At 61.6% G+C, this 21,316-nt stretch carries 23 protein-coding genes; 8 read left to right on the top strand and 15 right to left on the bottom strand.

Annotated elements, in window-relative coordinates; translation table 11 throughout:
• The 10 genes from plsX to VKV28_07290 form a co-directional block, all read right to left on the bottom strand.
• Positions 1 to 1,371, bottom strand: coding sequence for a phosphate acyltransferase PlsX (gene plsX, locus VKV28_07335; GenBank protein HLH76603.1), 1,371 nt, complete (start codon positions 1,369 to 1,371; stop codon positions 1 to 3).
• Positions 1,372 to 1,377: 6 nt separating this feature from the next.
• Positions 1,378 to 1,560 carry a 50S ribosomal protein L32 gene (gene rpmF / locus VKV28_07330; GenBank protein HLH76602.1) on the bottom strand — a complete coding sequence of 61 codons (183 nt, stop codon included), beginning with the start codon at positions 1,558 to 1,560 and terminating at the stop codon, positions 1,378 to 1,380.
• Between the two features lie 37 nt (positions 1,561 to 1,597).
• Positions 1,598 to 2,134 (bottom strand): DUF177 domain-containing protein, encoded by a 537-nt coding sequence (locus VKV28_07325; protein ID HLH76601.1) that lies wholly within the window; start codon positions 2,132 to 2,134, stop codon positions 1,598 to 1,600.
• 128 nt (positions 2,135 to 2,262) lie between these two features.
• A complete protein-coding gene (nth, locus tag VKV28_07320; GenBank protein ID HLH76600.1) occupies positions 2,263 to 2,952 on the bottom strand; it encodes an endonuclease III in 690 nt (229 codons plus the stop codon).
• Positions 2,942 to 4,573 carry a glycerol-3-phosphate dehydrogenase/oxidase gene (locus tag VKV28_07315; protein ID HLH76599.1) on the bottom strand — a complete coding sequence of 544 codons (1,632 nt, stop codon included), beginning with the start codon at positions 4,571 to 4,573 and terminating at the stop codon, positions 2,942 to 2,944. The genes nth and VKV28_07315 overlap by 11 nt, the downstream gene beginning before the upstream one ends.
• 21 nt (positions 4,574 to 4,594) lie before the next feature.
• Positions 4,595 to 5,212 carry a sulfite oxidase-like oxidoreductase gene (locus tag VKV28_07310; protein ID HLH76598.1) on the bottom strand — a complete coding sequence of 206 codons (618 nt, stop codon included), beginning with the start codon at positions 5,210 to 5,212 and terminating at the stop codon, positions 4,595 to 4,597.
• A 12-nt stretch (positions 5,213 to 5,224) separates the two neighbouring features.
• Entirely contained in the window at positions 5,225 to 6,313 is a 1,089-nt protein-coding gene (locus VKV28_07305) for an isocitrate/isopropylmalate dehydrogenase family protein (GenBank protein HLH76597.1), read from the bottom strand.
• An 18-nt stretch (positions 6,314 to 6,331) separates the two neighbouring features.
• Positions 6,332 to 7,669 (bottom strand): DUF4147 domain-containing protein, encoded by a 1,338-nt coding sequence (locus VKV28_07300; GenBank protein ID HLH76596.1) that lies wholly within the window; start codon positions 7,667 to 7,669, stop codon positions 6,332 to 6,334.
• A gap of 51 nt (positions 7,670 to 7,720) precedes the next feature.
• A complete protein-coding gene (gene folE, locus VKV28_07295; GenBank protein ID HLH76595.1) occupies positions 7,721 to 8,293 on the bottom strand; it encodes a GTP cyclohydrolase I FolE in 573 nt (190 codons plus the stop codon).
• A 121-nt stretch (positions 8,294 to 8,414) separates the two neighbouring features.
• On the bottom strand, positions 8,415 to 9,443 hold the full coding sequence (locus tag VKV28_07290; GenBank protein ID HLH76594.1) for a homoserine kinase: 1,029 nt from the start codon (positions 9,441 to 9,443) through the stop codon (positions 8,415 to 8,417).
• Between the two features lie 318 nt (positions 9,444 to 9,761).
• Here VKV28_07290 and bcp point away from each other — a divergent pair, with 318 nt between their 5' ends.
• A complete protein-coding gene (gene bcp, locus VKV28_07285; protein ID HLH76593.1) occupies positions 9,762 to 10,277 on the top strand; it encodes a thioredoxin-dependent thiol peroxidase in 516 nt (171 codons plus the stop codon).
• Here bcp and VKV28_07280 read toward each other — a convergent pair.
• Together VKV28_07280 and lpxD are read right to left on the bottom strand one after the other, a co-directional pair.
• A complete protein-coding gene (locus VKV28_07280) occupies positions 10,274 to 11,158 on the bottom strand; it encodes a prolyl oligopeptidase family serine peptidase (GenBank protein HLH76592.1) in 885 nt (294 codons plus the stop codon). The genes bcp and VKV28_07280 overlap by 4 nt on opposite strands.
• Positions 11,155 to 12,189, bottom strand: a complete 1,035-nt coding sequence (gene lpxD / locus VKV28_07275) for a UDP-3-O-(3-hydroxymyristoyl)glucosamine N-acyltransferase (protein ID HLH76591.1) — start codon at positions 12,187 to 12,189, stop codon at positions 11,155 to 11,157. Before lpxD ends, VKV28_07280 begins: the two co-directional genes overlap by 4 nt.
• A 124-nt stretch (positions 12,190 to 12,313) precedes the next feature.
• On the opposite strand from lpxD, the gene hisI reads away from it, so the two are divergent.
• The 3 genes from hisI to VKV28_07260 all read left to right on the top strand — a co-directional run bounded on the left by hisI (position 12,314) and on the right by VKV28_07260 (position 14,861).
• Complete coding sequence (gene hisI / locus VKV28_07270; GenBank protein ID HLH76590.1) at positions 12,314 to 12,742, top strand: phosphoribosyl-AMP cyclohydrolase; 429 nt, start codon at positions 12,314 to 12,316, stop codon at positions 12,740 to 12,742.
• Entirely contained in the window at positions 12,742 to 13,653 is a 912-nt protein-coding gene (gene hisG, locus VKV28_07265) for an ATP phosphoribosyltransferase (protein HLH76589.1), read from the top strand. The genes hisI and hisG overlap by 1 nt, the downstream gene beginning before the upstream one ends.
• A gap of 149 nt (positions 13,654 to 13,802) precedes the next feature.
• The gene (locus VKV28_07260; GenBank protein ID HLH76588.1) at positions 13,803 to 14,861 is read left to right on the top strand and encodes a hypothetical protein; all 1,059 of its coding nucleotides are present in this window, start codon (positions 13,803 to 13,805) and stop codon (positions 14,859 to 14,861) included.
• 12 nt (positions 14,862 to 14,873) lie between these two features.
• Here VKV28_07260 and VKV28_07255 read toward each other — a convergent pair whose 3' ends face one another.
• Together VKV28_07255 and VKV28_07250 are read right to left on the bottom strand one after the other, a co-directional pair.
• Positions 14,874 to 15,653 carry an enoyl-CoA hydratase-related protein gene (locus VKV28_07255; GenBank protein ID HLH76587.1) on the bottom strand — a complete coding sequence of 260 codons (780 nt, stop codon included), beginning with the start codon at positions 15,651 to 15,653 and terminating at the stop codon, positions 14,874 to 14,876.
• Between the two features lie 2 nt (positions 15,654 to 15,655).
• Positions 15,656 to 15,892, bottom strand: coding sequence for a hypothetical protein (locus tag VKV28_07250; protein HLH76586.1), 237 nt, complete (start codon positions 15,890 to 15,892; stop codon positions 15,656 to 15,658).
• Positions 15,893 to 16,663: 771 nt separating this feature from the next.
• Between VKV28_07250 and VKV28_07245 the strand changes: the two genes are divergently transcribed.
• Positions 16,664 to 17,080: a hypothetical protein gene (locus VKV28_07245; GenBank protein HLH76585.1), complete on the top strand. Its 417-nt coding sequence runs from the start codon at positions 16,664 to 16,666 to the stop codon at positions 17,078 to 17,080.
• A gap of 14 nt (positions 17,081 to 17,094) precedes the next feature.
• On the opposite strand, the gene VKV28_07240 is transcribed toward VKV28_07245, so the two are convergent.
• Positions 17,095 to 17,844, bottom strand: a complete 750-nt coding sequence (locus tag VKV28_07240; GenBank protein HLH76584.1) for a hypothetical protein — start codon at positions 17,842 to 17,844, stop codon at positions 17,095 to 17,097.
• Positions 17,845 to 18,149: 305 nt separating this feature from the next.
• Here VKV28_07240 and gspE point away from each other — a divergent pair, with 305 nt between their 5' ends.
• The 3 genes from gspE to VKV28_07225 all read left to right on the top strand — a co-directional run.
• Positions 18,150 to 19,871 carry a type II secretion system ATPase GspE gene (gene gspE, locus VKV28_07235; protein ID HLH76583.1) on the top strand — a complete coding sequence of 574 codons (1,722 nt, stop codon included), beginning with the start codon at positions 18,150 to 18,152 and terminating at the stop codon, positions 19,869 to 19,871.
• A 25-nt stretch (positions 19,872 to 19,896) separates the two neighbouring features.
• A complete protein-coding gene (gene gspF, locus VKV28_07230; GenBank protein HLH76582.1) occupies positions 19,897 to 21,117 on the top strand; it encodes a type II secretion system inner membrane protein GspF in 1,221 nt (406 codons plus the stop codon).
• Between the two features lie 9 nt (positions 21,118 to 21,126).
• Positions 21,127 to 21,316, top strand: a 190-nt coding sequence (locus VKV28_07225) for a prepilin-type N-terminal cleavage/methylation domain-containing protein (protein HLH76581.1), incomplete at its 3' end; no start/stop codon positions are given.

Genomic DNA, 21,316 nt, shown 5'->3' with positions numbered 1-21,316 from the left:
TCAGTGCTCGGGTTTGGGTGGCGTTGGCGGTGGGGTCAGAGCAGGCGGGGTCGCCGGACCCGACGGGGCCGCTTCGGCGGCCGGTTTGCCGGTAGTAGCGCCGTTGCTGCTGATTCGCGGCATCACCTCCACCGTGACTTGGCGCGCGACGGCGTGCTCGGCCTCCGACTCGCCCTTCAGGCTACCGGTGTCCCTGACTGGGTTGGCGCTCTGCAGACTGCCCGTGGCGCGCGCGGACGCCGCCGCCGGTTCACCCTCGCGGGCCGGCCGCGCGGCTTCGCTCTCGCGCGCGCGGCGCTGTAGCCGGTCTCGCATCCGGCTGAACAGCGCGCGGAAGCCCTTGCTGGGAGGAGGCAGTGCTAGATTGGCGGTCAGTTGTGCCATCAATGCCACGATCTCGCGATTGACGGCCTCGCCCAAAGCACCATTGGCGGCAGCCCGCAGGGCATTGCGAATGGCCAGGGCACTGGAGCTGCCATGGGCAATAAAGGCCGCTCCGTTGAGCCCCAGCAGTGGCGCCCCACCATATTCGGAAGGCTCCAGCCGCGCACGTAGCGCCTTGAGGCGACGGCGAATCAGCAAGTAGCTAAGCCGGCCGCGCGCGCTGGTGGTGAAGATTTCGCGTAGACTGCTCAAGGCAAAACGCGCCGTTCCCTCCGCGGTCTTAAGCGCCACATTGCCGGTAAAGCCGTCAGTCACAATCACATCGGCCTTGGCATAATGGAGGTCGCGCCCCTCCAGATAGCCAACGTAGTTGACCGCACCGGTCTGGCGCAGCAAAGCCGCGGCGCTGCGGGTCAGGTCGTTGCCCTTGGAGTCTTCCTCGCCGTTGGAGAGCAAGGCCACCCGCGGTTGGGCGATCCCTCGTAGGTGGCGCATGTAAGCGCTGCCCATGGCGGCAAATTGAGCCAGGTTGGCAGCCTTGACCTCGGTATTGGCGCCGGCGTCGATAAGCAGCGTGACTTCTTCCAGCGAGGGCACCAGCGAGGCGATCGCCGGTCGATCGATCCCGGCCAGATTACCCATCACGGCAATCCCGATCGTCATCATGGCGCCGGAGTTGCCCGCGCTGATGACCGCCCCCACCTCTCCCCGCTTCATCAACTCATAGCACAGATGAAGCGAGGAATGAGGTTTGGAGAGTACCGCCTCCATTGGCGCTTCGTCCATCGCCACCACTTCGGTGGCATGCTCAATAGTGAGCTTGAGACCCTTGGTGACGTGCTCGCTCAGCTCGCGCTGGATGAGGTCGCGGTCGCCCACCAGCACGACCTCCAAGCCCAACTCGCGCGCCGCCATCACCGCCCCTTCCACGGTGGCACGCGGCGCGAAGTCACCCCCCATCGCGTCTAGCGCGATTTTCACCTTCATGCTTGCTCAGCCTTGTTCGGCCTCGGCCATCTGACGGCCACGATAGGTCCCGCAATGGCGGCAGATGCGATGGGGCAGCGTGCTCTCGCCGCATTGCGGGCAACTGATCACACTGACCGCGGTCAAGGAGTCATGGGCGCGACGCTTATCGCGCTTGGACTTGGAGGTTCGGCGTTTGGGTACGGGCATGAGGCATTGATTCCTTTGTGTGGGATGCGCTCCGCTATCAGGAGCGAGTTACTTTAAGCGAGCGAAACACGGCAAACCGCGGATCGGCTGGTGCCTGGTCGCACGCGCACGATGTCCAGTTCAGATTAGCTCCGCATCGCGCACACAGGCCGCGGCAATCCTCGGCGCACAACGGACGCATGGGCAAGGCCAATAGCAGTTGTTCGCTGACCAGCGGCAATAAGTCGATCTCATCGCCCGCATAAGTAGAGAATTCAAGATCCTCGCTCCCCAGGTCGCGTCGGCCCCCCTCGCCCAACACGCGTGGTGCCAGGACAAAGCGAAATTGGCGCTGGCTGGGGGCTTGGAACTGCTCGGTGCAACGAGCGCAAAGCGCGGTCATCTCGGCGCTCAAGGTGCCGGCAAAAAACAGCTCCATACCGGCCCGATAATAGGTGAGATGAATCGTGAAGGGCTGGCGCAAGTGGTATTCGCGCACCGGGCCACGTTCCAAAAGCCGGTTGACTTCATGCTCGTCGGCGCGGAACTCAAGCTCCTGTTCCTCGGAGGTAATTTCTTCAATGCGCAGTTTCACGGCGACGCCCTACGTAACCATGGGCAGGTACGATAGCCACCCATTATGACATGCCTTCCACGCCCTTCAAACACGGGGTGTCCCAAGCGTAGCACTGCCTAACATATCTCCGAAGGCTAACCCGCGGGTCAACCGACCTGCCGTTTTCCGCCTGGTCGGGTTTTGACGGGCACCCCCACACGCGGGCAGTCGGGCTCCAGCGGGCAGAGCTCACAACGCGGGCGCTGCGCCACGCAAATTCGCCGGCCATGGAGAATCAGACGCATCGAAAAGGCGGTCCATTGCGCGGGTGGCAGCAATGCCTGCAGATCCTGCTCGATCTTGCCGGGATCGCGCTGCACACTCAATCCCAAGCGATACGACAAGCGTCGTACATGAGTATCCACGACCAGCCCGGGCTTGCCGAAAATGTGGCCTAAGATCACGTTTGCGGTCTTTCGTCCCACTCCAGGCAGACTGACCAGCTCTTCCATAGTGTCAGGCACCTGGCCGTCGAAGCGCTCCAGCAGCGCGCGCGCAACCCCCTGTAGCGCCTTGGTTTTCTGACGAAAGAATCCGGTGGATGCGATCATTCGCTCGATAAGCTCCGCCGGTGCGGCCGCGGTCGCCCGCGGATCGGGCAGCCGCGCGAACAATTCAGGCGTCACTCGGTTGACTCGTTCGTCGGTACATTGGGCCGATAAGATGGTCGCGACCAGGCATTGCCAAGCATCGTGGAAATCCAAGCTGATACGCGCCTGCGGATACGACTGTTCCAGCCTTGCGGCAAGTCGTAGGGCGCGCTGCTTCTTTTGCGCGGCGGTTTCCTTAGCGGCCATGCCCTCGCTCCTGGTTGGCCGCTCGAGCATCGGTGGCAACCGGCTGCTCGAATTGTACCTGGCGGGCCAAAGTAGCGATTACCGCCTCGATTTGCGCTCGTGTGCGAGCATGATCCCACCCCAATTCGGCCGCCAGCAGCGGCGCCGCCGCGCGCGCGGCAGCCGCCGCATACAGCGGATAGCGCCAGGCCATCGCGGTGCGACGCACGATGAAGTCCTCCAGCATCACGACCATCTCATGCCGGGCGGCAAAAATCGCCTCGGCTGCGAGCACCGGACAGCCTGGAACCAGCGGCTGGCCCAAATCCGCTCGCTCGTCGATAAGCTTGTGAACCATCGCGGCTCGTCCACCGTAGCGCGCGTAGAGCCGTGGATCCCAACCACCAGCCGGCGCGGCCGCATTCCAGGCTCCCGGCAAGGGCAGCGTCAGGCTGGGACACGGCTCGCACTTACGCCCCAGTTGCCGGCACGCCATCGCCACCACTTCGTGGCCGAGCCAGCGGTGGGTGGTCAGCTTGCCACCGGCAATGCTGATCAGGCCGCTGCTCGAGCGGCTGATGAGCGCCTCGCGCGGCAGCGCCGAGGGAGCTCCGGAGCGGTTGGCCAGGGCGCGCACGCCAGCCAGACTGCCAACAATTGCGTCTGCCCGCAGATCGAGGCCTGGAGCAATGCGCCGAACCACCTCCAGCAGATAATCGCGCTCGGCCGCCGTAACCGTGACTTGAGCAGGGTCGCCAGCAAATTCGGTATCGGTGGTACCGAGCACTATCGAAGCCGGATAGCGCATCAAGAATACCAAGCGGCCCACGCCGTCAGCCAGCACCAGCGAAACCGCTGGGGAATCGTGGGGGCACGGGAAAATCAGATGTACCCCCTTGGTCAGACGCATCAGCGGTGCGGCCACCGGCTGGTCACGCCGGCGGATGGTATCGCTCCAAGGGCCGGTGGCATTTACCATTACCCGAGCGCGTAGCTCTAGCCGCGCCCCGCTGATTAGATCGCGCACGCCGGCGGGGCGCAGCTTGGCACCAGGCGTGCCTAATTCATCCACCTCGGCATAGTTGAGTACGGCCGCGCCGTGTGCCTGCGCATCCAAAATGTTCTCTACTACCAGTCGCGCGTCGTCGCCCGTTGCATCCTGGAAGAGGGCTGCGCCGGCCAACCCCTCAGGCTGCAATCCGGGCTCCAATGCCCGGGCCTGCTGCGCGCCGATCATGCGATGACGATGGGCAGCGGGCGCACCCGCCATTCGGTCATATAGCCACAGGCCGGCTCGCAGCGCCAACGCGGAGGGGGCGTGGTCGCGGTAAAGCGGGAACATAAAACCAATGGGATGGACCAGATGGGGTGCGGTAAGCTGGCGCAGCCGCTCACGCTCGCGCAAGGCCTGATAGACCAAGCGCAATTGTCCCTGGGGTAGGTAGCGCAAGCCGCCATGAATAAGCTTGGAGGATTGAGATGAGGTGTAGGCGGCGAAATCAGCCCGCTCCACCAAGGCCACGCGCAACCCGTGCAGGGCTGCGTCGCGCGCGACCGCGGCGCCATTGATCCCCCCGCCAATCACCGCCAGATCGAAGGTTTCGCCCGAAAGCCGCTGCAGCTGCGCGGCGCGCCAATCCACTTGCGCGCGACTCCTACGAACTCAGGGCTGCGCCGGCCCCGAGTCCGGTTCGTCATCGTCGCCATAGCGCTCCTCGCGCCAGGGGTCGCCGTGATTATGATAGCCGCGGACTTCCCAGAACCCAGGCTGATCAACGGCACTGAATTCCAGCGCGCGTACCCATTTGGCACTCTTCCAGCCGTACAATTTGGGCACTACCAAGCGGGCCGGAAAGCCGTGATCGGCTTCCAATGGGCGGCCATCCAAGCCGTCGGCCAACATTACGTCCTCAGCCAAGAACTCCTCCAGAGGCAAATTGGTGCTGTAGCCCTGCTCGCACCTCACAATCACGAAGCGAGCCCGTGGAGTCAGCTCTATGAGCTTGAGCAATTCGCTGCTTTTAACCCCTTGCCAACGATTGTTCAGACGCGACCAGGTAGTTACGCAATGAAAGTCGGAGAGCTGCTCCACGCGCGGTAACGCTTTGAACTGCGAATAATCAAGCCTCAGCGGTCGGCTGACCTCGCCGACAAGTTGGAGGTCCCACTTGGCCGGGTCAAACGGCGGGGTCGGCCCGTAACTCAAGACCGGGAATTTGCTCACCAGATACTGACCCGGCGGCACCCGTTTTTCCTCAGCGGACGGCATTGTCGTGCGCATCGCCGATCTCCCTCAGGGTTGGTCTGCACCGCGATGGTTGCCATCGCGCTGCAGCACCGCGCCAATAGCCTCGGTCAATTGCGCGGTGGTGGCGCGGCCGCCCAAATCGCTCGTCAGCACGCGTCCACTCTTGAGCACCGCGCTGGTCGCAGCACGGATACGGCGGGCGGCGGTGGTTTCGCCGATGTAGTCCAGCAGCATCGCCGCGCTCAGGATCGCCGCCGTGGGGTTGGCCACCCCCTTGCCCGCGATATCAGGAGCGGTGCCGTGGACCGCCTCGAAAATCGCCCCCTTGTCGCCATAATTGGCGCCCGGTACCAGTCCCAGTCCGCCCACTAGGCCCGCACACAGGTCGGAGACGATGTCGCCGTAGAGGTTTTCAAGCAGCAGCACATCGAAGGCTGCCGGTTCGGTCACCAGCCGCATGCAGGCGGCGTCCACGATCTGCTCCTGGTACTTGATTTCGGGGTAGTGGCGCGCTACCTGGCGTGCGCATTTGAGAAACAGGCCGTCCGAGAGCTTCATGATGTTGGCCTTATGGATGGCGGTTACCGTCTGGCGGCGTTCGCGCCGCGCGTACTCGAAGGCGAAGCGCGCGATCCGCGTCGAGGCGCGCGCCGTGATCAATTTAATGCTCTCAACCACGCCGGGAACAAGTTGATGCTCCAGGCCGGCATAGAGATCTTCGGTATTCTCGCGCACCACTATCAGATCGACATCGTGAAAGCGGGTCACCACCCCGCTTAAGCTTTGGATCGGGCGCAGGTTGGCGTAGAGGTTGAAAGTCTTGCGCAAGTACACGTTGATCGAGCGATAGCCCTCGCCGACCCGGGTTTCCAGCGGTCCCTTGAGCGCAAGCCCGGTCTGGCGCAGCGATTTGAGCAAGGCGTCAGGAACCGGGTTGCCCACGGTTTTAAGCGCGGTGGCGCCGGCGATTTGACGATCCCACTGAATTTGCACTCCGGCGTGTTCCACCACCCGCACTGCAGCTTCGATTACCTCAGGTCCAATCCCGTCGCCCGGAATCAAGGTCACGGTCGCCATCCGCCTTGCCCGCGCCTTGGAGGAAGGGCCGTTGGCGCCATTGATAGGTTTTCTCATTCGAACAACCGTCTCTTTCTAATACACCAAGCCGATGAACAAATCGGCCACGTTAGTGCGGGTAGCGCCGCTCTTGAACAGATCACCCGCCGCCTCTAGTACCGGGTAGGAGTTGTTGCGGGCCAACTCGGCCGCCGGATCCAGCCCACGGCTACGTGCGCGCCCGCTGCTGCCGTTATCGGCGAATCCACCCGCCGCGTCGGTGGGACCATCCACCCCGTCGCTACCCGCGCATAGCAATGCTACTGAGCGGGCTGGCTGCAAGCGCTCCAGTTCCAGGGCGGCCGCCAGCGCTAGCTCCTGGGCTCGTCCACCGCGGCCGCTTCCTCGCACCTCGACCAGCGGTTCACCGCCAGCCAACAAGCACTGGTGCGGCAGAGCCTGCGCCAACTCCTGGGCCAAGCGGCGGCCGACCGCGCGGGCCTCGCCGTACAGATCTCCGCTCAGATGAGGCTCGAAGCCACGCCCGCGCGCGCTGGCGGCCGCCGCCGCCAGCGCGCGCTCGTTGTCGCCAATAACCACGTTCCTGACCCGCCGCAGCCGCGGATCTCCAGGCTTGGGGCTTTCCGCTATCTCGCCCGCCATTCCCGCCTCCAGCCAACTGCGCACCGCCTCTGGTGCGCGTCCCCATAATTTATGCCGAATCAAAACCCCACGCGCCTGCTCGAAGCTGCTCGGATCGGGCGCGGTCGGACCCGATCCGATCGTCGTCAAGTCGTTGCCGCGTACGTCGGAGACGATCAGCGTCAGCACCTCGGCTCCGTCGGCGGCGGCTGCCAAACGACCGCCCTTGAGTTGAGACAGATGTTTGCGCACGGTGTTGATTTCGCTTATGGCAGCGCGGGTTCGCAAAAGAGCCTGAGTGACGGCTAACTTGTCCTCCAGGCTGACGCCGGGAGGCGGCGCCACCATCAAGGCAGATGCACCGCCGCTGAGCAGGACCAGGAGCAGATCGTCGGGGCCTAGCGTTGCTGCCATCGCGAGCACCGCGCGCCCGGCCGCCAGGGAGTCCTGGTCGGGTAGCGGATGACCCCCGCGATAAAGCTGCCAACCCTGCGCCCGCAAAAGGTCTGCCAGCGCGGATTGGATCACGGGCGCAATCGCCATCGCCTGCGCCGGCGGTATAGTCAGCGCAGCGTGCGCCGCCGCCGCCATTGGCAGCGCCGCCTTGCCCACCGCCAAGGCGCTTAAGCGCCGGGCCGCCAGGTGCTGTGCCCACTGCTCGCGCAGTGCCTGAGTGACCAACGCCGCGGCGTCAACCGCGGCTACGGCGTCACGAAAAATACCCTCCAAGTCGGCGCGGGAATTATCGCGAATGGGGTTCATCGCCCGTTGAAAGGCCTTGGCGTGGTGCACACCTGGGCGCAGGCTTAAGCCCGCGGGCCAAGTCGGTGGGCACCACCGCCACTAGCGGCCATTGCGGATGAAGCTCATGAATTCCTGGCGCGTGGTTTGGTTGCTGCGAAATACCCCCAGCATCGCCGAGGTCGTGACCCAGGAGTTCTGCTTTTCCACCCCCCGCATGCGCATGCAGAGATGTTCAGCTTCCAGCACCACCGCGACTCCCATCGGATCGAGCTGCTCCCAGATGGTGTTAGCGATCTGGGTGGTCAGGCGCTCCTGGACCTGAAGGCGACGGGCATAAAGTTCCACCAGGCGCGCCAACTTGGATAGTCCGATAATGTGGCGCTTGGGCAGATAGGCGACGTGAGCCTTACCGATAAAGGGCAGCAGGTGATGCTCGCACAGCGAGAAGAAGTCGACATCGCGGCAGACGATCATCTCCTGATAATCTTCCTCAACGAACAGCGCGCCGTTGATAATCTCCTTGGCATTTTGCTGATAGCCATGGGTCAGGAACTCTAGCGCCTTGACTACACGGGTCGGAGTGCGAGCAAGCCCCTCGCGCTGCGGATCTTCGCCGACATAGGTTATAAGGGAGCGGACCGCCTCTTCGGCGGCGGTAGCATTAGACGCCATAGTGGCCTCGTTAAATCTTACCCGAGATAGCTTCGATCGCCGCTGGGGCGGTGTAATCAGCTGACTTAATTCTAAGTCACGGTCGGAAGTGGTGCGAGCAGACCAGAACGCTCAGGCGAACTCAAGGTTTTTCGCTGGCACGGATTTTCTGGTACTTGCGGTAATCGTAGCCGGTCGCCATCGCCATCAGCAAAGCCTCCATCCCCCCGCTTTTCTCCCGGCGCAGGATCTGCAGACGTTCGAAGAATTCCCGAAAATCCTTATTGGTCCGCTGGCCTTCGGGCACGGGATGCAAAAAGAAGTCACGCAGTCGCGTTATGGTAAAGCGCAGCGAGGAATAGCGCAGCTCGTTGGGAAAAGCGTCCCATTCGGCCAGAGACAAGGTCCGCACGCTTTCATAACCTTGGAGCAGATGGCGAAAGCGCTCCAGGGAATAGGAGTTGTTCACGAAGCACAGCGCGTTGACCGCAGTGGCGATATCGAAGATGAACTTGCCTCGGCAGGCCGCTTCGAAATCCAGCATTGCTACCAACCGCTCGCCCCGAAACAGCAGATTGTCCGCGAATAGATCACCGTGGATTATCCCCTTGGGCAGCTTGCTTTCCAGGTAGCGGTCCAGATACTCAATCTCATCCTCCAGGGTGCGCGTGATCCGGCGAAAATACGTAGGCAGGCGCGCTTTGACATGGAGAAACAGATCGGAGATCCGCTCGAAGCTGAAGCGGTTGTCGATCCCCTTCTTGTAGCCCTTGCCGATTACGTGTAGTTCGCCCAGGGCCCGGCCGATGGTTTCGAGCTGTGACAGGCGCAACTTGTGCGGCATTGGACTGCGCCCTTCGGCGTGCTTGCTGATCGACAGACAGCGGCGCTGATACTCGCGGTAATACCGCCCTTTGCGATCCTGGAGCGGGTGGGGGCAGGGAAAGGAGTGCTTGCGGAGAAAGCTCAGCAGATCGATCTCCCGCTTAATCTCCATTTCGCCCTTGGCTTCGTCGATCCGCAGGACATATTTGCCTTTGGCGGTCTCCAGCAGGTAGTTGCTGTTGACCGAGCCGTTGGTCAGAATAGCGACGTTGAGAAGCCGGCCAAAGGCATAGTCCTCGGCGAGCTCCTCAAGTAGGTCTGGGCTGAGCTCGGTGTATGCTGCCATTGAGTTGCGGAATCGAGATCCGCCCGCAAGTGTAGAGCCAAGTTACAAGCGCGTCAACTAGAGTCTAGTTATAGTCACCTTAGCGGCTTCAATTTCGCGCGGGCGCCTTCCACCCCAAGCCCGCCAATCCGGTATGTCAATCCCCTCGCCCCCTGAGGACAGCCGACATTAGCACTTTGCCGCCCGCGCCGTTTAGGATAATTTGTGCCAGATTTGCCGTGCGCACAGGCTAGACTCCACCCTGCGGGCTGCGAGCAAGGATAGAATTTGACCGACGGCGGCAGCGCCGATCGGGGTCAACCATATCGAGGCAAGCAAATGTCGCAATCTGGTACAGCTCGCAACCGCGTCGCCACCCCCACTCATCCTCTATTGAATCAACCTGCCCCTGACTTCGAACTACCCGACGCCCAGGGCGAGCGGGTCAAACTGGGCGACCTGCACCGAACGGGATGGCTAGTGCTGTACTTTTATCCCAAGGACATGACCCCAGGTTGCACTACCCAAGCTTGCACCTTCAATAGTCAAGTACCGGTTTGGTCGGATGTCCGGATCGTCGGTATCAGCGGTGACTCTCCGGCTTCTCATCAAAAATTCGCCCAACGCTACCAGCTCGCCTTCACTCTGCTTAGCGATACTGACCATCATGTGGCCGAGGCCTACGGGGTATATAAAAGAAAATCACTGTACGGTCACCAGTTCATGGGTATCGAGCGCACCACCTTCCTTATCGATCGCGCGGGCAGGGTGCGGCAGGTCTTCGCCAAAGTCAAAGTTCAAGGGCATGCCGAGGCGGTAGCGGCGGCGCTGGCCGCCCTCAAGGACAGGCCTTAGTCCACCGCCAGGTTCTGGCGCAAGAACTGCGCCACCGTTTGATCCACCCGCGTCCCCAACCGATCGCCGCCATGAGTGAAAAAGCGGGTCTGGACCTCGGCCCCGCGCTCGCGCAGGGCGACGGCCAATTGCTCCGCTTGGGCCACCGGCGCGTGACGATCCTTGCGACCGTGCAGGATCAGCACTTTGCAATCGAGTTTACGGGGCAAATGGTCGATTACGCTGCGCTCCTTAAGGACCCGCTTACTCGGCCAAACCTGATGGAGGATGGACAATTTGGTCAGCAGGCGGGCTTTAGGCCAGAATTCGGGTAAATCATATGTACCCGACTGCAAGATGACCACCCGCGCCCGCTCGTCCCGGTCCATCACCAGACCCGCGGCCACGGCACCGTTACCTAATCCCCAAACCCCCATTCGCGCGCGGTCGACATCAGGCCGTCCGGCCAACAAATCCAACGCATGCTGCGTGGCGGCCACCGCCTGCGGACCCACGAAACGACCGGGACCGGAGGACTTGCCGTTGCCCGGCAAGCTGATACAAGCCAAATTCAACCCTAATTGGGTAAAGTGGTCCTCGCGCGTGATACATCGACCTGCAGTGCCGGCGTTGGGATCCAGAATCAGCAGGGTGGGCCAGCGGCCGGAGCGACCGGGACGAGCCAAATAGCCCTCGATCTGAAATTCATCGCGTCCTGAACTGACCTTGAAATTGAACGGCTCGATATTGCGGTTACGCCGCAATTCGCGGGTGGAGGCGGAGCGACAACCCACGCCCAGCCCCAGCAGCAGGGCCATCAAGCAGGATGCGAGGGCGTGTGGTAGCCAGAAATGAGCCCGCCTTATGCCTTTCTCATCCAGATCGCAGCCACCAGCAATCATTCGCTCTCCTCCCTCCAGCGGGTCGCGATTCCGAGCTTTTCTTCCAAAGCTCGTAGCCGGGCGACCAACTCGGGCAGATGACGCATAATCGCGGATTGGCGGCGCCACAAGCGGATCGGTACCGCCGGCCGCCCGCCCACAGTGGTGTGATCTCCCACCGTACCGGGGATGCCGCTGCCCGCCGCCACCCGCACTCGACGCCCGATTCGGACATGGTCGGCTACCCCACTCTGCCCGCCGAACTCACACCATTCACCCACTACACTGGAACCACCTACCCCACTTTGCGCAGCAAAGCGCGAAAAGGCTCCAATCTCACAGTTGTGGCCAATATGGACGAAATTGTCCAGTTTTACCCCCCGATGCACTATAGTGACACCTACTGTGGCCCGATCGATCGCCGCCAAAGCGCCGATTTCGACCTCCGACTCGACTATAACTTGCCCAACCTGTGGGATTTTAACCAAATCTTCACCTCGCTGAACAAAGCCGAAGCCCTCCGATCCCAGCACAGCCCCGTTGTGAAGCGTAACCCGGTCGCCCAGGCGGACCCCTTCGCGAATCGAAACGTGGCTGTGGCAAACCAGCCCGTCGCCGATAACCACGTCGGGATAAATCACTACGTGGGGATGAATAACCGCATCGCGGCCAATCTGCACTCGCTCGCCGATTACTACAAAGGCGCCGATACTGGCGCCCGGGCCGATACGCGCGCTGGGAGCAATCAGGGCACTGGGATGGATGCCGACCGGAGGGCGATAGGCGTGATGGAAAAGCCCCAAGGCACGGGCAAAATCGAGCTGCGGGTTGGAGCTCAGTAAAACCGGGCCAGCGACTTGCGAAGCCAACTCGGCCGTGGTGATTACCGCCGCTGGCCGGACTTGCGCCAACGCGCTCGCGAAACGGGCATTGGCAAGGAAGGTCACACTTCCCGGCCCTGCGCTGTCGATCGGCGCCGCCGCGCTTACCTCTTCCTCCCCCGCGCCGCGCAGGGACAACCCCAGCGCCGTCGCCAGTTCGCTCAGCTTCATGACCGCGTATCCCCTTGGATCGATTTAGCGCCACAATATAGTATTTTCGCAGCCAAGGCCGAACCCACCGCCGCTCATACTTAGCAACGGCAAGCAGCTGGTCAACGGCTCGGAGCGCCATCAAATGCAAGTGTCAGCCCCAATCTCAGCCGGCGAAGCCATCGATTTTGCGAAAGCTGGGGGCGTGGTTCCGGTGGTTACCATCGACGTTCACAGCGGGCGACTTTTGATGCTGGCCTACATGAACCGCGAAGCCTTCGAGGAAAGCCTGCGCAGCGGCCATGCCTGTTACTTCTCTCGCTCGCGCCAGCGGCTTTGGCGCAAGGGCGAGGAATCGGGAAATATTCAAGTAATACATGAGATACGTCTGGATTGCGACAACGACACCGTGCTCCTGGCGGTCGAGCAACGTGGCGACCGGGTGGCCTGCCATGAAGGGTACGAAAGCTGCTTTTTCCGCCGGCTGGAGGATGGCGTGTGGAAAGTGGTGGATCCGCGTCCGGTCGATCCGGGTAAATACGGCGAGCATTACGGCCACAAAGCGGCTAAGTGATGAGTCAGTCAGCAATATCCGAACAGCGCCTTAAGTTTGGGATCCCAAAGGGCAGCCTGGAGGCTCAGACGCTTGAGTTGATGCGCAAATCAGGCTGGCGCATCTCGGTCGATGCCCGCTCTTATCTGCCCAAGGTAGACGACCCCACTCTAAGCGCCCGCCTCCTGCGGCCCCAGGAGATGCCACGTTACATCTTCGACGGCTCCCTCGATGCTGGTATCACCGGACACGACTGGGTGGTGGAAAACGACGTCGACCTAATCCAGGTCGAAAGTTTCGTTTATTCCAAGGTCTCGCTGGCCCCCACTCGATGGGTACTGGTGGTGCCGAATAGCTCGCCCGTGCGCCGGATGGAAGATCTGGCGGGCAAGCGGGTGGCCACCGAGATGGTCAACTTCACGCGGCGGGTCTTCATCCAGCGAAAAATTAATGTAGAAGTTGAATTTTCCTGGGGGGCCACGGAGGCCAAGGTGGCTGAAGGGCTAGTCGATGCTGCCATCGAAGTGACCGAAACTGGCTCTTCTTTGCGCGCCAACGGACTGCGGATCGTCGAGGAGCTATTAACCTCAACCCCAGTGCTGGTGGCCAGCGCTGCGGCTTGGAAAGACCCCTGGAAACAGGCCAAGATCCGGCAAATCGGGGTGCTCTTTAAGGGCGCCTTGGATGCCGAGGCGCGGGTCGGGATTAAGATGAACTGCCCGCGCACGAGTCTGGATCGAGTTATAGCTCTGCTGCCCTCGATTACCGCGCCCACGGTCGCCCCGCTTTACCCCTCCTCGGCGCTCAAGGGGCAGGAATGGGTCGCCGTCGAAACCGTGATTAGCGAGCACACCGTGCGCGAACTCTTTCCCAAGCTGCTGGACGCCGGAGCGGTGGGAATCATCGAGTTCCCCCTCAATAAAATAATCTAAAGCAAGCCGGCCGGCTTGGATCGCTGGCGGTGGAATCGAGAGTTCCTCCTAATTCAAACGCCGCGAAACCTTGTTCAGGACAGCCACTCTGTCTATGCTCCGCGCAGTCTTTTGTTAACTAAAAGCTGCCAACTCTGACTCTCACTCTAATGCCGCCGGCTCGGCCAACCACCCGCCCTTGCATCTGGCTGTTCGCCCTTGCCGCCTTGGTGCTGGGATGCGCTACGGTTGCGGTACAGCCCAATTTCTATCGCCCGCCCCAAACCGCTGTCGATAAGATTCCTCTCGAGCTAGCGGTCGAACTGGCCACCCCGCATTTGCCCAACCTGTTGGTGAGCGGGACGACCAACCTGAGCGCGACGGTGGCACAAAGCGTGGGTCAGCAGTTTGAAGCTTGGTTCAGTACCACCTCTGCTTCGGTAGCCGAAGAGAGCGCCGACTTGGTAGCGGTAATTAGCATGGCAATTCCCTCCTGCGCGGGTCAGGCTAGTTGTCAAGGCTATGCGATGACAGTTGCCTTTCGTCAACCGGGATCGAACTATGTGCTGCTGCAGTTCAGCCGCGTGGCGCAAAGCGCCCCGCCCCCGAGCAAGGCCAGCACCCAGATGGTGCTAAGTTGCTTGTCGGTGGTGATGGCGCCCAATTGCTTCAAGCTCACTGGAGAGCTAACCCGCGACGCGATTGAACAGGCCACTTCGAGTCTGCTGGCGGGTATCGTCAGCGATATCCGCGATAGCCCCCTGTTTGCCGATTACACCAGCGCGACCGAGGCTGCCCAACAGGCCTTGGCGCAGATCCAGGCGCTGCCGCAAACAGCTCCCAGTCAGCAGCTGTTCGAGGCCTGCCGGTCAGCAATCGACGCCCTCCCCTTGCCCACCGCGGCGTTACCGCCTTCGGCCGCTACCATTGAACTGCACGAGCGTGCGATCGAGGCCAGTCGCGGTGCAAAGCTACCACCCGCAGGCGCGCAAGTTGACGCGCAAATGCGGATGGGGGCGCTGGCAGAGGAAAGCCAGCGTTTGGCCACGGCCTTCGACCACTTCGCCCGCGCCGCGGCCCAAGAACCGTGGCGCCCCGAGCCCTATTTCTCGATGGCGCAGGTGGCAGGGCGGATGGGCTACCCGATCAGCGCGCGCCGTTATCGCCAGCTCTATTTGCTAGCTCGCGACAGCTCCACGCCACCCGCGCCCGTTCGCCTATCGCCCTGAGGGCTTCCGCCGCTATTCGCCGCGCCAATTGGGTTTGCGCTTTTCAGCGAAGGCGCGCGGTCCCTCGACAAAATCCTGGGAAGCGCGCAACCGCTCGATCGCAGGGAAGCGATTGGCAACCGCCTCGGAGAGGGGGAGTTGCAGACCCGCTAGGGCGGCCTCCTTGGTAGCCTGAATCGATAACGGCGCGCACTCCATGATTTCCGCCGCCCAACGCTCCGCCGCCGCCTGCAATTGGTTGAGCGGCACAACCTCATTGACCAGCCCCAGCCGGGCCGCCTCGGCGGCTGAGATCTGACGCCCGGTCAGCATCATTCCCATCGCCAGCTTCAGCGGTATCTGGCGCGGCAAACGATGAATTCCTCCCGCCAAAGCCGCCAACCCCACGCGCGGTTCGGGCAGGCCGAAGCGGGCGTGCTCGGCGGCGATTACGAGATCGCAGGCCAGCACGATCTCAAAGCCGCCGCCCAAGGCGAAGCCGTTGACCGCCGCGATGATAGGCTTGGCGATGTCGAAGCGCGCGGTCAGGCCGGCAAAGCCACCGCGATGCGCGGGGCGCTGGGCGAAGCCATGTTGGGCGGTGTATTTGAGGTCGTTGCCGGCGGAAAAAGCTCGCTCACCGGCGCCGGTCAGGATAGCCACCCAAAGCTCACGGTCAGCCACGAAGTCGTCCCACACCCGATTCATTTCCAGGTGACAAGGTGGATGAAGGGCATTCATCACCTCGGGTCGATTAAGCGTGATTAAGGCGAGATGGTCACGCTTTTCGTATTTGACAAACTCCAATTCCACACCTAGTCCTCCTCTCCCAGCAAGTCGAAAAAAGCTTCCAGGCTGCGCATCAGTTGGCTGCGAATCTGAGCATAAGTGCCCTCGATTACGTGCATCGAGATATGCGAAGAACTGCCGTCGCTAAGCTGCGCGCTGGCGTCCTGAATCGAAGCGAGCTGGTCGCGTTCGTAAACTCGCATTCCGTACACCAGAGTGGCTTTGCGAGCGCCCCCTTTGACCAGCTTGAGCTTCTGCGCCATGTGATGCGCTCCTTAGTCCGAATCGCCCCGACTATAGCACGCTCCCCGCCAATACCTCACCCGCCATTGCGCATAACAGCGGTACCCGCCCACAAACAAGGCTGGCTCAGGCTGCCAAAGCGACCGGCTCAGCTTGACCTTCAGCCATCCTGGCCGGCGCAGGTCAAAAGCCTTGTAAGCCTCGATCGCCGAATCAAGGGGCTCGCGCTGACTGAGAATCAAGGCCGGATCGATGGCCAGCCTGCACCAGTCTCGCTCAGCTCAGGAAGATACTTGTGGTGGTTGCAGTTATCCGCCCTAAGAATCAGGTTTTTTTGCCTTGCCGATCGGCAAACTATCGATGGGCGGATAGACCCCGATGATCGACAAGGTGCCCGCTTTGGCCATCCTTTTCGGCCTCCTGGACCAAAGCCCAGCTGCCTCGGTGATTTTCTTGAACGCCAACTGGCCGCGCAACGTTAACTGTTTATAATCCGCCGACCCACCGGACACCTGACATCGGCGAGCGAAGGTCCTGTCCAGCAAATTAGTGGGGTTGGTGGAGCGGGCCCGCCGTGCCCGTCCGGATAGCACCACTCCCTTGACCGCGGCTTGTAAAGGTATTTGAGCTCATTGCCTTTTTGGCTCTTTGTCGTACTTTTCGCTCGTTTCGCTCCAGCTGAGATAAGCGGCACCGAACGCTCGCCCCACAGCGCTGGGCTTGTCTGGCTCTCTAGCGCGTGTTTTTGCGGGGCGTTGACAAGCGGCGAGCAGCCGTCGAAAATCCCGGGCGTGAAAAGGCGTCAATTCGCGCTATTGGTGTTGGGTTTACTCCTGATGAGCGGTTGCGGTGCGGCCTATCAGGCCTCCACCGAGATCCGCGCGCACCGCATGGAGGATTCCCTACAGCCGGGTGAAAGCATGAACGCCGTCCGCGACAAGTGGGGTATCCCTGACCTAACCACCCATGAAGCTCACGGCGCCGAGGTGTGGAGCTACGCTCAGCGGGCCAACACCAACGATATCGCGGCATCGCTTTTTTATACCGGGGCCAAGGAAGGCGACACGGGCAACTTCCTGGACCTCCATTTCGTCAACGGCGCGTTGGTCTCATGGGACAAGAAGAAGCATGTCATGCCGACCAAGGCGCGGGCTAGTTTCGGTTTCACGATGGGCCAGATGCCTCAATCCGGGGTCAGCCACTTCTAACCCGGGTTTGCCATCTAGGGACCTGGGTTGGCGCCGGATCCACCCGCGGGAGTACCGCCAGCGGTACTGGCAGAGGAGAGCTCCTGGCGTGCGCGTCGATAGGCTTGCATCGCATCGCCGTAATTTTTCTGATCAACCGCTTGGTCACCGGCGTGCTGCGCCTGCTTCGCCTTGGATACGTCCATGCGTTGCGCTTCGGCTTGGGCGATTTCCCTGCGCACTCGCTCGGCCATGCTACGGGCGCGGTAGGCGGCGCTCAGGTGGCGTCGCCTAGGCGCGACCACGGCACCCGCTCCACCCACCGCAGCCTGGGTCGCAGGATGGGGTGCCGACTCAGCTTGCCCATTGAGCTGACTCTGGCGATAGGCCAGTTGGGCCTGGCGTTGATTCAATTGAGCCTGGGCGATTTCCTCCGAGGTAACAAGCGCCTGCTCGGCGCGCCCGTATTCTTCCGCGGCATCGGTGTAACGCCCTGCCTGCAACGCGGCATCGCCCCTCATCTGATAATCCAGCGCGAGCTTGGTATCGATCCCCTTACTATTGGCGCGGGCGATGTTGCTACGCACCCGCGCGCCGAGGTTTTGGCTCAGACGCTCGGTTTCAGTTGAGGAGCTAAGCCCGTTGCTGGAGGTAAGGGAAGTTGACGTTCCGCCCATCCAGGTGGGCAGGTCGGTTCCCTTGCCTCCGGCCCAGGTCGGGACATACGCGCATCCGCTCACACTGACGGCCAGGATGAACAGCAGCAACCGGTGCGAAGTTTTCATTGCTTTGGGCTCTCCGATGGTGCCTTTGAGGGATGGCTGGCGTATCTGAAAATCATAAAATTGCGCTCGCTCGCCTCGCAAGCGACAAAAATCGTGGACCGCGGCGGTCGTTGAAACCCCAGAGCCGGGGGCTACCGGTTGGCAAGCGAGCAGCCTCGGCGCTCGCTTGTAGCGGGGTTTTGCAAAGCGGTCTGCGCCGAAGCACAGGCGCTTGCAACGCCCCCTTGGCATAAGTTGTAATACGGATGGCCGAAGGGAATCGCGGGCCGCAGGATTGGGATTTATCCTGGGTAGAGGAAGCTTAGGTGGCCACCGCACTGAAAAATTTTGAGGAAATTTTGCTTGACCGCTCCTGGGTCTCACAGCAGGATCTGGAGCGCGCCCATCAGCGACGCAAACCCGGCCAGGAATTGGCCGCGACGTTGGTCGAGATGGGTGCTTTGGAACCGCAGCGTTTGTCCCGTGCGCTGGCCCAGCAATACCACCTGCCCTTCCAGGCTCACATCGACGAGCATACGGTCGAGCATAAGCTCATTAGCCAACTTCCGATTAATTACGCCAAGAAAAACTGTTTGCTGCCGCTCTATTACGATGGCCAGGCGGTCACGGTGGCGATCGCCGATCCGGCCAATTTCGAGGCCCTGGATGACTTGCGCCTGCTCTACGGTCAAGCGATTGAAGCGGTGGTGGCGCCGAGCGAAGTGATCACCGACGCGCTCAATCGCGCTTACGACCAGGCGGCCAACACCACCCCGCACGATTTGATGATCGATCTGGGCGAGGAGCGGTTAGAGCTGGTAGCCAACGAATTGGCCCAGGAACCCCGCGACTTGCTGGACTCCGACGACGCCGCGCCGATCATCAAGCTGGTCAACGGCTTGCTATCCCAGGCGGTGAAGGATCGCGCCAGCGACATCCATATAGAGTGCTTCGAGAGCGACCTGGTCGTGCGCTTTCGCGTCGACGGTATCCTTTACGACGTGATTTCGCCTCCGAAGCGCTTCCAGTCTGCCATCACGTCGCGCGTCAAGGTCATGTCGGGGCTCAACATCGCCGAAAAGCGCCTACCCCAGGACGGCCGCATCCGGCTGCGAATCGCGGGCCGAGACATCGATGTGCGGGTCAGCACCATTCCCACCGCCTTTGGCGAGCGGATCGTACTGCGGCTGTTGGATCAGGCGCAAAATCTGGTCGATTTGCAGCTGGACAAGCTGGGCTTCGCGGGCGAGAACCTGCGCCGGCTAAACCGCCTGATCTATCAGAGCCACGGCATCATCCTGGTTACCGGTCCAACCGGGTCGGGCAAAACCACGACCCTGTACGCCTGCCTCAAACAGATCAATTCGGTGGACAAAAACATCATTACCATCGAAGATCCGATCGAGTATCAGCTGCACGGCATTGGCCAGGTCCAGGTCAATCCAAAGATCGAGCTGACCTTCGCAAGCGGCCTGCGCTCAATCCTGCGTCAGGATCCCAACGTCATAATGGTGGGCGAAATTCGCGATAGCGAAACTGCCGAAATCGCCATCCAGGCCGCTCTGACTGGTCATCTGGTCTTCTCCACCCTGCATACCAACGACTCCTTCGGGGCCGTCACGCGGCTGGTTGACATGGGGATTGAGCCATTCCTGGTCTCCTCCTCGATACTGGCGGTGGTCGCACAGCGCCTGGTGCGGCTGCTGTGCCGCGAATGCAAAGTGCCGTATACCCCCAGCGCCGAGGAGCTGTCGCGCATCGGGATGCGGCCGGCACAGCTAACGGGCCCTATTTACCGCCCTGCCCCCAACGGTTGTAAAGCTTGCCGCGGTACCGGCTACCGTGGTCGCACGGCCATCAACGAACTGATGCTGATGGAAGACGAGGTACGGGTGCTGGTGATGAAGAACGCCGATGCGGCCACCATCCGACGCGCCTGCACCAGCCGCGGCATGCGGCTGTTGCGCCAGGACGGCGCCGAGCAGATTTTGGCCGGGCTAACCACGATCGAAGAATTACTGTCGGTGACCCAGGAAGATATCATCTAATTGGGGCACCGGCGCCGGAGGTTTAATGCCGGTTTTTGGTTATCGCGGCCTAGCCACCGACGGCCGCACCGTCAGCGGCGTAATCGACGCCGACAGCGCCCGTGCCGCCCGCGGCAAGCTGCGCACGCTGGGGGTTTTCCCCACTGACATCTCCGAAGAGGTGATCAGTCGCGCCCGCGATTGGCGCTCCTATCTGCCAGTCTTTCGACTGCGCATGTCCGCCGGCGACATAGCCTTGCTGACCCGCCAACTGGGTTCCCTGCTCACCGGTGGCGTGCCGCTGGTGGATGCCTTGAGCCTGCTCACCGATCAGGCCAATCGCGCTGGGGTCAAGAAGATGCTCTCGCAAGTTCGCGAGCGGGTACGCGAGGGCACCTCGTTGGCCGACGCGCTGGCGTTGCACTCCGACATCTTTTCAGAGCTGTACGTGGCGATGGTAAGAGCGGGCGAAGCTGCCGGTGCCCTGGAAACCGTGCTCGACCGGCTGGCTGACTACAGCGAATCCCAAGCCGAACTGGTGCGCAAAGTTCGCGGCGCGCTTACTTACCCGCTTATCATGATGGTGGTGGGAACTGGAATCATGGGCTTTCTGGTCACCTACGTGGTGCCGCAAGTGGCCACCGTCTTTACTCAGAACAGCAGCGCGCTTCCGCTGGCCACCCAGCTCCTGGTCGGCTTTGCCGCTTTTCTGACCACCTATTGGTGGCTCATCGGCCTGGGCGCGCTGGCCATGGTGGGTGGTCTGAGCTACTACATTTCCACCTCAAACGGGCGCTATCGCTACGACCGCTTGGTGCTTAAATGTCCCTATATTGGGGACACGGTGACCAAAGTGATTACCGCCCGCTTCGCCCGCACGCTATCAACTTTGCTAGCTAGCGGAGTGCAGGTCTTGCCCGCGATGGATGCGGTGCGGCTGGTGGTGACCAACCGCCTGCTGGCCGACGCGGTACAGAAGAGTCGCGACAGCATCCGCGAGGGGCACGGGATGGGTCAGACCCTGGCCGCTTCACGCCTGTTTCCGCCCATGCTGGTCGAAATGATTCGGGTGGGCGAACGCTCGGGGGAACTGGAGCTGATGTTGGAGCGGGCCGCCGGCGCCTATGAACGTGAGGTCTCGGCCTCGCTGGCGCAGATGACAACCTTGCTGGAACCGGTTATGACCATCGTGATGGCGGGCATGATAGTCTTCATGATTCTGGCGGTGCTGCTGCCAATCTTTCAGCTCAATCAGATAATACAATAGAGGCAGGCAATGAGCTCACGGCGTCGGACGGAACAGGGTTTCACTCTGATCGAAATAATGGTGGTTATCCTGATCCTCGGACTGCTTGCCACCTTAGTGGTGCAGAGCCTGCGTGGCGCCACCGACAAGGCCAAACGCACCAAGGCCATTGCCGATATCGCCGAACTCAAGACTGCACTGGACCGCTATTATATCGATA

The organism is Candidatus Binataceae bacterium (assembly GCA_035294265.1).
GTDB lineage: Bacteria > Desulfobacterota > Binatia > Binatales > Binataceae > DATGLK01.
This window is presented reverse-complemented; position numbering and strand designations above follow the sequence as displayed.